Source organism: Massilia aurea, assembly GCF_014200505.1.
Classification (GTDB): Bacteria; Pseudomonadota; Gammaproteobacteria; order Burkholderiales; family Burkholderiaceae_D; genus Telluria; species Telluria aurea_B.
The window spans coordinates 621,018-634,601 of record NZ_JACHBX010000002.1; the positions used below are offsets into that span (position 1 = coordinate 621,018).

The window sequence follows — 13,584 nt, forward strand, 5'->3', positions numbered from 1 at the left end:
ATTGTTGAAATGGAAATGTGTATGCGGAAATGCGTACTATAATGTTGTGCGATTAAGCAATAACTCATTCCACTTCACTCATACAACACAGGAGCCAGCAAGGATGTCGTTCTTCACCAGGGTGATCCAGCGTCTCAAGCGCGACCACTTCCGCGCGCGTTACCAGAAGGTGGCGCGCCAGGTGCTGGCGACCAGGCCGGCTACGCGCGGGGTACTGCCCTTCCTGCTTCTCTCGATGGTGCAGACGCGCGATGTCGTGCCGTACCTGGTCGCGCTTAAATCGTTCATCCATTTCGCCAATCCCGAGCGCATCGTGGTGGTGTGCGATCCGTCGATCACCGGCGAGGACCGCGCGCTGCTGCAGCGCCATGTGCCACATATCGAACTGCGCCATGCTGACGAGTTCACCCATCCCGACATGCCGCGCGGCGGCACCTGGGAGCGGCTGTATGCGATCGCCGGCCTGACACGCGATCACTATGTGGTGCAGCTCGATGCCGACACGCTGACCGTGCAGGCGATTCCCGAGGTGGTGGCCGCGATCCAGGCCGGTCACGGCTTCGTGATCGGCGAGGCGACGGACACCCCGATCCGCCAGTTGCCGGCCGTGCGCGAGAATGCGCTGCCGTGGATGCGCCCGGGTGCCCACATCCAGGGTATTGCCGAAACCGAGATGGTCAATGTCGGGCTGCCGTCGGACGCGCGCTATGTCCGCGGCTGCTCGGGCTTTACCGGTTTTCCGCGCTCTTCCACGATGCAGGAGACCATGGCCGATTTCTCGCGCCGCATGATGGCCAAGCTGGGGGACGACTGGGCGCGCTGGGGCACGGAGCAGGTCACGTCGAACTACCTGGTGGCAAATGCCGCCGGCACCCGGGTGCTGCCGTTCCCCAAATACGGAACACCCGACCGGGCCACGCCGGACACTGCGTTCTTCCATTTCATCGGATCGATGCGTTTCATTAACGGCAAGTACGAAACGACCACGCGCCAGGCGCTCGGCCTGATCAACGCCGCCCAGCAGGCTGCCTGAGCCGGGACGGCGCGCGATGCGTGAACCAATGCGGCGCCTCATTCCCTCTGTGCCGGTGCTGTCCCTGGCCACCTTCGGCGGTCGCGGCAAACCTGCCCTGCCCTCGCTGCTCGATGCCGGTGCGGTCCAGCTGGTCACCAGCGGACGCATTGCGATCGGCATGGCGCTGCGTGAACTGGGCGTCGGCCCCGGCGACATGGTACTGGTGCCGGCCTACCACAGTCCCTCGATGATCCCGCCGGTACACTGGCGCGGCGCCACGGTCGTCTTCTACCGCATCCATCCGGACACCACGCCCGACCTGGACGATATCGCACGTTTGCTCGGCCCGCGCGTGAAAGCCGTCATGGCCACCCACTTCTTCGGCTTTCCCCAGGACCTGTCGGCCCTGCGCGCCCTGTGCGACGCCCATGGGATTGGCCTGGTCGAAGATTGTGCCCACTGTTTCTTTGGCGAGCGAAACGGGGTTGCAGTGGGCGCGGCCGGTGACTACGCGATTGGCAGCAGCATGAAATTCTTCCCGATCTTCGAAGGTGGCTGCCTGGTGTCGCGCCGGCATCGGCTATCCGGGAAGTTGCACGGGGGCGGCGCCGGTTTTGAAGCCAAGGCTGCGCTGACCGCGCTCGAACTGGCGTTTGCCCACGGCCGCCTGGCGCCCCTGCGGGCCGCGCTGGCGCTGCCGCTCAAGCTCAAGAGCGCCGTGTGGACGCATATCAAGCGGCGCCGTGCCAGTGCCGCCACCGGCACCGGCACCGGCATTGGCACCGATGCTGCCCGGCCTGGCCCGGCGCTGGCGCCGGCCTCGTCCGACAGCAGCTTCGAGTTCGACCCGCGCTGGGTCGACAAGCGCTCGTCGTGGTTCTCGCGTGCGGTATTGCGCCTGGCAGGCGGTGCGCGCATCGTTGCGCGCCGCCGGCGTAACTACCTCGCGCTGCAACGTGCGCTGGCTGGCGCCCCCGGCTGGCGCCCCCTGTTCGCCACCCTGCCGGATGGCGCCTGCCCATGGGTGGTGCCGCTGCTGGCCGCGCAGCCCGAAGCGCTGTTCGCGCGCCTGGAAGCGGCCGGTGTACCGATGGTGCGCTTCGGTGCCAGTCTGTGGCCCGGGGTGGATGCCGCCACCTGCGCCAACAGCGCGGCGCTTGGCCGCCAGTTGTTCGGCCTGCCGTGCCACCAGGAGCTGGACGACGCCGAGCGCGCCTGGCTGGCGGCGACGGTGCGCGCCGCGCTCGACGACCTGGCGGGAGCGCCGCTATGAGCTGGACCGTGGTGGCGGCGCGCGAGCTGGCGGCGCCCGAAATGGCCGCGCGCTGGCGCCAGGTGCACCGCGCCGGACCCGCCTCGCCCTTGCTGGCACTCGAATTCGTGAACGCCGCCCTGGCGGTATACGGCAGCGGCAGGGAACGGCTGGCCTGGCATACGCACAACGGCCAGATCGACACCATCGCCATCCTCACGCCCGGCCAGGCCGGCGTCTGGCACACCTTCCAGCCAGCCCAGGCGCCACTGGGCTTCTGGCTGCAGCGCGGCGACCTTGGCCCGCCAGCCGGTCTGGCTCCCCTGCTGCGCGCCCTGCCCGGCCCAGCGCTGATGCTGGGCCTGAGCCAGTGCGATCCCCTGCTCATGCCGCGCCCGGACGACAGCCCTGCGCTACGCGGTCTGGACTATATCGAGACTGCCCATGTCAATGTCACCGGCAGTTTCGACGATTACTGGCAGGCACGCGGCAAGAACTTGCGCAGCAACCTGCGCAAGCAGCGCAAGCGCCTGGCGGACGACGGCATCGTCACCCGCCTGCAACTGAGCACAACCGTGGCCGAGATGGCGACAGCGGTCGAGGATTATGGCCGCCTGGAGAGCACCGGCTGGAAGGGCGCGGACGGCACCGCCGTCGCCAGCGGCAATGCGCAGGGCCGCTTCTATCGCACCCTGCTCGAAGCGTTCGCGGCCAACGGCGGCGCGCGCGTCTACCGTTACTGGATCGGCGAGCAACTGGCAGCGATGGACTTGTGCATCGAGGGCAGCACTTTCCTGGTCGTGCTCAAGACTGCCTACGATGAACACCTCGACTTGCCTGCCGCCAGCGCAGGCCAGCTTTCGCCGGCGCTGCTGATGCGCGAGGAAGCCGTGCGCGACATCTTCGATGCAGGGCAGGTAGCGCGCATCGAGTTCTACGGCCGGGTCATGGAATGGCACAGGCGCTGGAGCGACGATTTCCGCGTCCTGTACCACCTGAATGCCTACCGCTGGTCCTGGCTTGGCCGGCTTCACGCACGCATCCGCGGCACCTAATCTTTACCGGTTTTACCGGTTATTTACGCAAATTATCGGCAAACTCAGACGATATTTATTCAAAAAAACAACATTTTTGATTTAAATGCATCTTAGTTGCTGCAATCTTACAACTCGCGTAAATATTTCTTGACTTCAGTTGTTTTTCGGCGTTTTCAATTTGCTATTTCCGTTGTTTTTGCACAGAAATTCAGCAAAATCGTCGTCTTTTGCACGACGGAAACAGTTTCTAGGCGTAAAGTTGAGTTCTCCCTGGAAAACTTTTCGCGAGCCTACCAACATGACCCCCACCACCGAATTCCCTGCGCGCCGTGTGCTCGCTGGCAAAGCCGTTTCCGTGATTGCCCTGGCCCGTCCGCAGCGCGTTGCGCTGGTCGGCGCCAACCTCATTACCCTTGCCCTGCTGAGCGCCTGTGGCGGCGGCGGCGCCGACGCGACGATGGCCGAACAGGTCGGTGTAGATGCCGGCATCTCGGCGGCCCAGACCATTACCAAGCTGCCGCTCCAGAAGACCCCACCCACCCCATCCCCGGACAAGGTGATCGGCGCAAACATCATTACTGCCGGTGCGGTACTGACTGACTTCGAGATCGAGAACGAAGGCGCGGCCCAGACCAACGTACCGTTTACATTCGGTCAGGTGGTCGCGGTCGGCCAACTCGCCAAGAACGAAGGGCTGGCCGCGCGCCTGTCCAACGGCACGCTGCTGCGTCTGCAGATCGACGTCAAGGCCAGCCATCCCGACAGCTCGGTGCGCCACGTGATCGTGTCCGGCGTGCTGCCGACCCTGGCCGCAGGCCAGATCGAGAAAATCCAGCTGGTCAAGACGGCCCTGCAGGAGAAAGGCGGCGCCACGCTGCAGGACCTGGCTGCCACCGGCCTGTCGAGCAATGTGGTGGCCACCGTGGCCGGCGTACGCTACAGCGCCTCGCTGGCCCAGGCCCTGGTCGCCCCCAAGCCAATCACCTGGCTGTCCGGCACCGTCGCCAACGAATGGATCGTCTCGGCCCCGTTGAAGGCAGCGGACGGTTCGGAGCACCCGCAGCTGACCGCCAGTTTCGCCGTGCGCTGGTATCCAGGACTGGAAAAGCAGGCGCGGGTCGATGTCGCCGTCGAAAACGCCAAGACCTTCAAGTCCGGCGCCTATGTACTGAAATATGACGTCGACGTCGACGTCGGCGGCCGTTCAGTCTATGCCAAGACCGGCCTCACCCATTACGCCCGTGCGCGCTGGCACCAGAAGGCCTGGTGGAACGGCGCTGCCGCACCGGCCATCCATGTGCGCCCGAATGTGAGCTACCTGATCGCGTCGAAGGCCGTGTCGAATTACGACCTGAGCACCAAGCCTGCGGAAACCATGCTGGCCACGTTCGCCAAGGAAACCAATGCCAACACGACCGGTCCGATGACGATCGGGCCGCTGGTCGCCTACATGGGCACGACCGGCGGGCGCGGCGACATCGGCCCACTGCCGACGTGGTCGGTGTCCTACCTGCTGTCGCTGGACAAGCGTGCACGCGCCGCCATGATGGCGCTCGCCGACGGCTCGGGTACATGGTCAATCCACCTGCGCGACGAAAACACCGGTCAGCCGCTGCGCGTCGACAACGAGGCCAACAGTAATGTGACCACGCACAGCAACCTGCTCAAGGTCGGCCCCCTGCCGGCGCCGCGTTTTGCCGCATCACCGTATTCTGACGATGTCGCCCACCAGCCTTCGCTGGCCTACCTGCCCTACCTGCTGACGGGTGACTATTATTACCTCGAGGAGCTGCAGTTCTGGGCCGCCTGGAATCCGCTGGGTACCGACCCGGGCAACTCGGGCCGCGGCAAGGGCTTGCTGCGCTGGCACCAGGTGCGCGGTCAGGCATGGGCGCTGCGCACGCTTGGCCACGCCGCGTTCATCACGCCCGATGAGCACCCGCTGAAGGATTACTTCACCAAGCAGCTCGACAACAACCTGCAGTTCTACTACGACGCCTACGTGGTCGGCAATCCGAACCAGCTCGGCATGTACGACGGTTCGGGTCCGAACGCAGCCCCGATCGGCGGCTCGCCGCCATGGCAGGACGATTACCTGACCTGGAGCTTTGGCTATCTTGCCGAGCTCGGCTTCGACAAAGCCCAGCCGATCATGCTGTGGAAAGCCAAGTATCCGGTCGGCCGCATGACCGCAGCAGGGTATTGCTGGATCAAGGCGTCTGCCTACTCGCTGAAAATCCGCGACGATGACAAGTCGCCGGTCTACGACACGTTCGAGAAGGTCTACCGTGCCAACTTCAGCGGCACCAGCATTTCGCACGAAGGCGGTACCAAGACCCATCCTCTGGGCCTGCTGTTCATCGACCAGCCATGCGCCTCCCAGGCGATGGCGGACTGGTTCAATGCCTCGTCCACGTTCATCTGGGGCCCACGTCGCATGGACGGCTACGCCGACTCGACGATCGGCTACCCGGCCAACCTGCAGCCAGCACTGGCGATCGCGGCGACTGCCGGGGTACCGAATGCCCAGCAGGCATGGTCCCTGTTCACCACCCGCGATGCCAAGCCGAAGTACCAGAACGGTCCTCAGTGGAATATCATTCCGCGCTGATATCCCGCAACGGCTGACGTAGCAACAACGGCCTTCCACCTGGTGGAAGGCCGTTGTGCATGGTGCCGGCGCGTTGGCGGTTGCACATGCAAGTGGTGGCTGTGCAATGCCACAATAGGATATGATTGCATTCTATTAATATCTCGGCCCAGTCGATGAGCGCTCAGCAAGAACTCCCAGGTGTCATCTTCACGATGCGCTATCCGGACGATACCGGCTACGTATGGAACCATATCGCCTATCTGCGCGATGAGGTCAGTGCCCATCTGGCGGGGAAGGCCCGGCCATACATGGCGTTCCCGAAGCTGAGCGGTCATCCGAGTTATGCCCTGCGCCACATGCCAGCGGTCGAACTCGACTGCTACGACAACTCGGTCCAGGGCAGGGCCAGAATCGAAGACTTCGTTCGCCGCCATGGCGTGAAGGTCATCGTGTTCATGAGCGCGATGCCCGAGACCGTGTGCCTGAACCTGTTGCGCCGCCTGGGCGTACGCACGCTCAATACCGAAAACGACAGTTTTGACCTCAGCCGCCGCGACAGCCTGCCCAAGCGCGTTGCGAAATACTTCGTACGCCACGTGCTGGGGCGCCAGATGCACGATCTGCACCTGGCCAATTCGAAGGGACAATTGCAATTTTTGCGCAATTACGCGATGTTGCCGTCCCGCCGCGTGGTCCTGATGACCAACTGTATCAACACAGCGCGCTTCACGCCGGGCGATCAGGCGGTCGCGCGCGCGCAGCTGGGCCTCGCGCCCGAACGCTTCTGGATCCTTGCAGTATCGCAGGCGCGCGCCGAGAAGCGGGTCGAGCGACTGATTCAGATGATCCATGAGGTGCACCAGGCCCGCCCCGGGCGCGCCCTGGGCTTCGTGTATGTGGGCGACGGCCCGCTGGTGGATGGCTGGAAGAAATTGGTGGCCGAGCTTGGACTGCAGGATGTCGTCGTCTTCGCCGGGCGCCAGGACAATGTTCTGCCGTGGTACCAGGCGGCCGACCTGATGGTGCATGGCGCCGAGCGCGAAAGCTTCGGGCTGGCCGTGGTCGAAGCCATGTCCTGTGGCGTGCCCGTGGTGGCCAGCGCGGCCATGGGCCCGGGCGAAACCATCCTCGATGGCGAGACCGGCGCGGTGATCCCGTTGCACGATTTCGACGCTTTCCGGCAGGCCGTGCTGCGCTATGTCGACGATCCCGCGCTCACGAAAAAACACGGGGCAAATGCACGTGCGCATGTGGATAAAGAATATAATGTCGTGCGTTACAGCAAGGAATTTGCCCAGCACATAGTGCGATTTCTTTAATCGCTGCGCCGCCCGGTGCGGCGCCCCCTCCCCTCAATATCGATTTCTGCTCCCCCTATGGCGAACCTACGTCGCTCGCTGATCATTAATTTTTTCTCAACGTCCGGCTCGACCGTACTGAAATTCGCGGTCAGCGTCATCCTGGCGCGCATGCTCAGCCCAAGCGAAATCGGCGTCTACTCGATGACGCTGGTATTCGTCAATTTTGCCCACGTATTCCGCGATTTCGGCGTCACCCAGTACCTGCAGCGCGAAGCCGAATTAACCCCCGACAAGATTCGCTCGGCCACCGGCGTGGTGTATACGACCTCGTGGCTGATCGCCCTCGGCCTGTTCCTGGCCAGCGACGCCCTTGGCAAATGGTTTGCAGAACCCGAGATCGTGCCGGTGATGCGCGTGCTGGCGCTCGGCTTTGTGCTGATCCCGTTTGGCTCGATCACCTCGGCGCTGCTGGTGCGCGAGTTCGCCGCCGAAAAGCAGGCCATCGTCAATGCGGTCGGCACCATCAGCTTCTGCGTCAGCTGCCTGCTGCTGGCCAAACTCGGTTTTGGCAGCATGAGCCTGGCCTGGGCTAACCTCATCAATATTGCGGCCTGCGTGATCGCCTACATCCCGTTACGCCCGGCCAAGCTGCCATGGCTGCCGTCGATCGCGCACTGGCGCAGCGTGGTCCATTTCGGCGCCGGCTCGCTGCTGGCGAACATGGCGGGGGCGATCAACAACTCCATCCCCGACATCCTGCTCGGCAAGCTCGGTTCGGCCGCCCAGGTTGGCCTGCTCAGCCGCGCCAACTCGACCGTGCAGATCTTCCTTCTTGTCGCCGGCTCGACGGTGAATTACGGCGCAATCTCTTACCTGGCCCAGATTTTCCACCGTGGCGAGTCGCTGGTGCCGATGCTGACCCGTGCTACCGTGCTACTGACTGGCATCGGGTGGGCTGCGCTGGTCCTGACCGCCGTGCTCGGGGAGGACATTGTCACGGCCCTGTATGGTCCTACCTGGGTCACGGCAGTACCGGCCATCCTGCCGCTGGCGCTGGCGGCGGCGGTGGCCATGATGTCCCACTACATTCCCCCGGCGGTGCTGGCGATCGGCCGGCCCTACCTGAGCGCACTGCCGACACTGGGCTCGCTGGCAGCTCGCATCGCTTTCGGCGTGCTGATGTATGATGGCTCGCTGGAGCGGTTTGCCTGGGCACTGTGTGCGGCGACAATTGTTACCATGCCACTGGTGCTGTACATGCAGGACCGCTATTTTAGCCTCGGGCTGCAGCATCTGCTGCGCGCGCTGGCGCCAAGCGCGGTCGTGGCACTGGGTACCGGGGCTGCCGCCTTGCTGCTGCAGGCAGTAGTGCCGGCGACACTTGCGCCTTTGCTGCGCCTGCTGATCATGGCGTTGCCGCTGGCAGCGGTTTGGTATCTGCTGCTGCGCCTGACGCGCCATGAACTGGTGGACGAGGTGCACCGGCTGGCAGCGCCGATCAAGGCCCGGCTGGCGCTGCTTCGCCCCAATCCATAAACGTAACCGAGTGCGCCGGCGACCTGCGGCGCCCACTGGAATGGAATTCGCATGTATCTCGAAGAAATCAAGACCATCCTGACCGATGTCCTCAGCCTGGGTGAGAACGGTCGTCACCTCCATGCCGACTCAGCCCTGCTGGGCGCGCTGCCGGAACTCGATTCGATGGCGGTGATCAGCCTCATTGCCGCGCTGGAAGAGCACTTCGACATCGCGATCGACGATGACGACATCAGCGCCAGCACCTTCGCCACCCTGGGGAGCCTGGCGGCATTCGTGGCCGACAAGCGCGCCCCATGACTGTCGCCGTGGCGCGGCCTGCCGAACCGTTTTTCCTGAAAATGGAAGACGGGCAGCGCTTTTGCCTGTATCACCCGCCTGCCGGCCGCTGCCGTGGCGCGGTCCTGTACGTGCACCCGTTTGCCGAAGAAATGAACCGTACCCGGCGCATGGCCGCGCTCGGCGCGCGCGCGCTGGCGGCATCCGGCCATGCCGTGCTCCAGATCGACCTGACCGGCTGCGGTGACAGCAGTGGCGACTTTGGCGACGCCCGCTGGGCACTGTGGAAGGCTGATCTGGCCGCCGGCGCGCGCTGGCTGCTCGAGCGCTTCGACGGCCCATTGCGGCTGTGGGGCCTGCGCCTTGGCGCACTGCTCGCACTCGATTACGCACGCGAAGCGCGCCATCCGGTCGACGGCCTGCTGCTATGGCAGCCGGTGCTCACCGGCTCGAACCACCTGACCCAGTTCCTGCGCCTGCGACTGGCCGGCGCCATGCTGGCCGAAGGCGAGCCCAGTGCCAGCGCGCCGGGCAGCACGCAAGCCCTGCGCAACGCCTTGCATGAGGGTGAAGTACTCGAAATTGCCGGCTATGACCTCCATCCGCAACTGGCTGCGGCGCTCGATGCGCTCGAGCCACTCGACGCGGCTGCGCCGGCCTGTCCGGTCGACTGGATCGAGGCCATCACGGGCAGCAATCAGGGCCCGGCGCCGGGCGCCGCGCGGGCTGCAGCTGCCTGGCAGGGCAAGGGGGTTGACCTGCGCCTGCATCCGGTCGCATGCGCGCCGTTCTGGTCGACCAGCGAAATCACCGAAAACGCCGCCTGGGTCGAGGCCACAGTACTGGCGCTGGAGGCGCGCGGCGATGGAACTTGACGACGTGCAGACCTTGCCGGTACCTGCCCATGGTGGTGCGGTCGATGAACGCGCCCTGGCGTTTGACGGCGGCGGCGAGCGGCTGTATGGCATCCTGACCTTGCCCCCGGCGCCCAGCGCGCGTGGCGTGCTGATCGTGGTCGGCGGGCCGCAGTACCGGGCCGGCAGCCACCGTCAGTTCACTCTGCTGGCGCGCAGCCTGGCGCAGGAAGGCATCGCCGCGTTTCGCTTCGACTACCGCGGCATGGGCGACAGCAGCGGCATGGTGCGGGCCTTCGACGACGTCGAAGACGACCTGCGCGCGGCGATCGACACCATGATGGCCGCCGTGCCCGCGCTGCGCGAAGTGGTGTTGTGGGGGCTGTGCGACGCGGCGTCGGCGATCGGCATGTATGCCGCGCGCGATGCCCGTGTGGCCGGCCTGGTGCTGCTCAATCCATGGGTGCGTACCGACGAGGGACTGGCACGCGCCACGCTGCGCCATTACTACCGCGCCCAGCTGCGCAACGGCGCCTTCTGGCGGCGTGTGCTCAGTGGCCAGTTCTCGTGGCGTAAATCCCTGTCGTCACTGGTGGCGCTGACGCGCCAGGCTGCGCGCCAGCCCGCGCCGGCGCAGTCCACGGGGCCAGCGTGCTCGCTGCCGGACCGGATGCATGCCGGCCTGCGCGACTTTGGCGGCCCGATCCTTCTGGTGCTGTCAGGCTCCGACCTGACTGCCCGCGAGTTTTCCGACCTGGCCGATGCCGATGCACACTGGCGCCGCACGCTGGCGCCGCCGCGCGTGCGGCGTTACCAGATCGACGGCGCCGACCACACGTTCTCGCGCCGCGAATGGCGTGACCAGGTCGCGCGCTGGACGGCCGACTGGCTGCGATCCTGGTAGGTGCGGCCTAAGGCCGCCGGCAGGCGGTAAAGTCTTCAAACGCGCCATAGATCCGCGTGGCGCCGCGTGCCGCACCGCATAAGTCTTCGCGAGATTCCGGCGCCGGCCCACCGGCCCGCAGCGGCGCATCGCCGGCCCAGCCGAAGTCGCCCCGGGTGGGCGCGGCGAACAGCGCACGCACCGGATGGTGGCCCACGAACGATCTCCACAGCCCCGTATCGCGATTGTCGCCCAGGCGCAGCAATGCACCGTCGCGCGCGCGGATCGGGCCGTCGACCAGGTTGCCATCGAGCTGGGCGCTGCTGGTCGGGTAACGCACATCGATGCCGCCGGTGTCGAGCACGGTGTTGTCCTCGATCCGGCTGCCCGCCGCACTATTGAGATAGATGCCGGCATCGGAACAGCCGACGATCAGGTTCGCGCGCAGCACGCTCCCATCCTGTTCGGTAATGCAGCGGCCATCGCGGCAAGATGATTTGCCGGTGCCGCCGCCACCCAGCGACACGCCGATCCGCTGGCCCGGCTGGCCGGTCAGCTCGCGTTCGCACCAGATCAGGTTGCGCTCGAAGACATTGCCGCTGCCGCCGCCCTTGGCGAACGCGCCATAACTGATCTGATTGCCATGCATCTTGACGAAGTCGCGAACGATATTGCTGCGGATGGTCCAGTGACTGGCCGCAACCAGGTCGATTGGTGTGACAGGCTGGCGCGTGGCGCGTGGCGCCGGATTGAACAGGGTATTGGCTTCGATCAGGCCGTGATCCGGAAAGCGGCCATCGCTGCCATTGATCTTGAAGTGGGCGTTGAACCCGCCGATGGTATTGTTCACCGCCGCGAAGTGGCTCGCCGCGCCCACGACCTGAAACGCGTGTTCGCAATCGTCGTCGCGCTGGCACGCACCGTCAATCGTGAGATTTTCGAAACGCCAGTAGGGGGCGCTGACCTTGACGGCCATGAGCACGCTCGAGACCAATGTAACGCTGCCCGGCTGCGCGGCGCGCACCACGATCGGCGCTTCTGCGCTGCCGCCGCGGTTGGCCTCGAGTGCCCGCCCGCCGATGCTGTAGGTGCCCGGTGCGAGCGTAATGATCGTGCCTGCCGCTGCCTCTTTCATGGCTGCGCGCAGCCCGTCGACGTCGATCACGTCCACGCGCTGCGCGGCCTCGCCGCCGCTGCCCCCGACAGCCACCTGCTGGGCGCCGATTGCCAAAGCATGCAACTCGGCCTGCAGCACCGGACGCACCTCGCCACGGTCCAGCGCCAGCAGCATGCGGCTGGCGTACTGACCGGCGCCGACGATGGCGGGATTATGGCCGCTGCTGCGTTTTTCGACATATGGCGCCAGCGCGCGCGGCGCCACGCCCATGCGTTCGACCACAAAAAGTGCCGACACTACCCCGCATGCGCCGAGCAGTGCCGCGCCCAGCGCCAGGCGGGCGACGGGCCTCATGTCCCGCTCTTGATGCCGTGGCGGTTCATCAGGTCATACATCGTCGGGCGGCTGATGCCCAGCATTTCCGACGCCTTGACGATATTGCCGTCCGCGCGCGCCAGCGCCTTCACGATGGCGCCCTGCTCGGCTTCGTCGCGCACCTGGCGCAGGTTCAGCGGTTCCTCGACCGGCGTGTCGCCTTCGGGCAGGCCCAGGTCGTCGGCCACGATGGTCGGGCCATCGGCCATGATCACGGCGCGCTTGACGCAGTTTTCCATCTCGCGCACATTGCCCGGCCAGGCATAGCCTTCGATCGCTGCGATCGCATCCGGCGAGAAGTGCAGCGTCGGACGCGACTCCTGGGCGCAGAACTTGTTCTTGAAGTGATGCGCCAGCAGGGCTGCGTCGCCCTGGCGGTTGCGCAGCGGCGGAATCGTCACGACGATCTCGGACAGGCGGTAATACAAGTCTTCGCGGAAGCGCCCGGTGCTGCACAATTCCTTGAGCTTCTGGTGCGTGGCGCAGACGATGCGCACGTCGACGGGGATTTCTTCGTGCCCGCCGATGCGCTCGATCACGCGCTCCTGCAAAAAGCGCAGCAGCTTGGCCTGCAGCGCCATCGGCAGGTCGCCCACTTCATCGAGGAAGAACGTGCCGCCGTGGGCCAGTTCGACCTTGCCCTTGGTCTGCTTGGCAGCCCCGGTGAAGGCGCCTTTTTCGTAGCCGAACAATTCGCTCTCGAGCAGGTTCTCGGGAATCGCGGCGCAGTTGATCGCCACGAAGCGCTCCTTGGCGCGTGGCGAGATCGCGTGTACCGCGCGCGCCAGCACTTCCTTGCCGGTGCCCGATTCGCCCAGCAGCATGACCGAGGCCGAGGTCGGGGCGACCTTCTCGATACTGCGGCACAGCTTGAGCATGCCGGGGTCGCGGCTGATCACGCCGGCCATCGGCGAATCGGCCTGGCCGTTCTGCATGCGGCGGTTTTCTTCCTGCAGATTGTGCAAAAAGAATGCGCGCTGGATGACCAGGTTGAGCACTTCGGGCTCGGGCGGCTTCTGGTGGAAATCGTAGGCGCCCATGGCGATCGCCTTGACGGCATTGGCGCGGTCCTGGTTGCCGGTCAGGACGATCACGCGCGTTTCCGGCGCCAGCGCCAGGATCTGCTGGAGCGTGGCCAGGCCTTCGGTCGAACCGTCCGGGTCGGGCGGCAAGCCCAGGTCCATCGTGACCACGGCCGGCTCGTGGCGGCGGATCTGCGCCAGTGCGCTTTCGCGGTCGTCGGCGACCACCACGTCATACGCGTCGAAACTCCAGCGCAGCTGCTTTTGCAGGCCCGGGTCGTCTTCGATGATCAGCAGTTTCGGTTTGTTTTGGCTCACGG

The 13,584-nt window shown here is 65.4% G+C and carries 11 protein-coding genes; 9 read left to right on the top strand and 2 right to left on the bottom strand.

Features of this window, described 5'->3' with window-relative positions; translation table 11 throughout:
- The first annotated feature begins 103 nt into the window (after positions 1 to 103).
- The 9 genes from HD842_RS12110 to HD842_RS12150 all read left to right on the top strand — a co-directional run bounded on the left by HD842_RS12110 (position 104) and on the right by HD842_RS12150 (position 10,771).
- Positions 104 to 1,033, top strand: a complete 930-nt coding sequence (locus HD842_RS12110) for a hypothetical protein (protein ID WP_183554723.1) — start codon at positions 104 to 106, stop codon at positions 1,031 to 1,033.
- 16 nt (positions 1,034 to 1,049) lie between these two features.
- The gene (locus HD842_RS12115) at positions 1,050 to 2,288 is read left to right on the top strand and encodes an aminotransferase class I/II-fold pyridoxal phosphate-dependent enzyme (RefSeq protein ID WP_183554725.1); all 1,239 of its coding nucleotides are present in this window, start codon (positions 1,050 to 1,052) and stop codon (positions 2,286 to 2,288) included.
- Positions 2,285 to 3,322 (top strand): GNAT family N-acetyltransferase, encoded by a 1,038-nt coding sequence (locus HD842_RS12120; RefSeq protein WP_183554727.1) that lies wholly within the window; start codon positions 2,285 to 2,287, stop codon positions 3,320 to 3,322. The genes HD842_RS12115 and HD842_RS12120 overlap by 4 nt, the downstream gene beginning before the upstream one ends.
- Positions 3,323 to 3,602: 280 nt before the next feature.
- Positions 3,603 to 5,915 carry a hypothetical protein gene (locus HD842_RS12125; protein ID WP_183554729.1) on the top strand — a complete coding sequence of 771 codons (2,313 nt, stop codon included), beginning with the start codon at positions 3,603 to 3,605 and terminating at the stop codon, positions 5,913 to 5,915.
- A gap of 155 nt (positions 5,916 to 6,070) precedes the next feature.
- On the top strand, positions 6,071 to 7,216 hold the full coding sequence (locus tag HD842_RS12130; RefSeq protein WP_183554731.1) for a glycosyltransferase family 4 protein: 1,146 nt from the start codon (positions 6,071 to 6,073) through the stop codon (positions 7,214 to 7,216).
- Positions 7,217 to 7,273: 57 nt separating this feature from the next.
- Complete coding sequence (locus HD842_RS12135) at positions 7,274 to 8,734, top strand: oligosaccharide flippase family protein (protein ID WP_183554733.1); 1,461 nt, start codon at positions 7,274 to 7,276, stop codon at positions 8,732 to 8,734.
- A 51-nt stretch (positions 8,735 to 8,785) separates the two neighbouring features.
- Positions 8,786 to 9,034: a phosphopantetheine-binding protein gene (locus HD842_RS12140; protein WP_183554735.1), complete on the top strand. Its 249-nt coding sequence runs from the start codon at positions 8,786 to 8,788 to the stop codon at positions 9,032 to 9,034.
- Positions 9,031 to 9,888, top strand: coding sequence for a hydrolase 2, exosortase A system-associated (locus HD842_RS12145; RefSeq protein WP_183554737.1), 858 nt, complete (start codon positions 9,031 to 9,033; stop codon positions 9,886 to 9,888). The genes HD842_RS12140 and HD842_RS12145 overlap by 4 nt, the downstream gene beginning before the upstream one ends.
- Complete coding sequence (locus tag HD842_RS12150) at positions 9,878 to 10,771, top strand: hydrolase 1, exosortase A system-associated (RefSeq protein ID WP_183554739.1); 894 nt, start codon at positions 9,878 to 9,880, stop codon at positions 10,769 to 10,771. Before HD842_RS12145 ends, HD842_RS12150 begins: the two co-directional genes overlap by 11 nt.
- Positions 10,772 to 10,778: 7 nt before the next feature.
- Here HD842_RS12150 and HD842_RS12155 read toward each other — a convergent pair whose 3' ends face one another.
- Complete coding sequence (locus HD842_RS12155) at positions 10,779 to 12,221, bottom strand: right-handed parallel beta-helix repeat-containing protein (RefSeq protein WP_183554741.1); 1,443 nt, start codon at positions 12,219 to 12,221, stop codon at positions 10,779 to 10,781.
- Positions 12,218 to 13,582: a PEP-CTERM-box response regulator transcription factor gene (gene prsR, locus HD842_RS12160; protein WP_183554742.1), complete on the bottom strand. Its 1,365-nt coding sequence runs from the start codon at positions 13,580 to 13,582 to the stop codon at positions 12,218 to 12,220. The genes HD842_RS12155 and prsR overlap by 4 nt, the downstream gene beginning before the upstream one ends.
- Between the last annotated feature and the right edge of the window lie 2 nt (positions 13,583 to 13,584).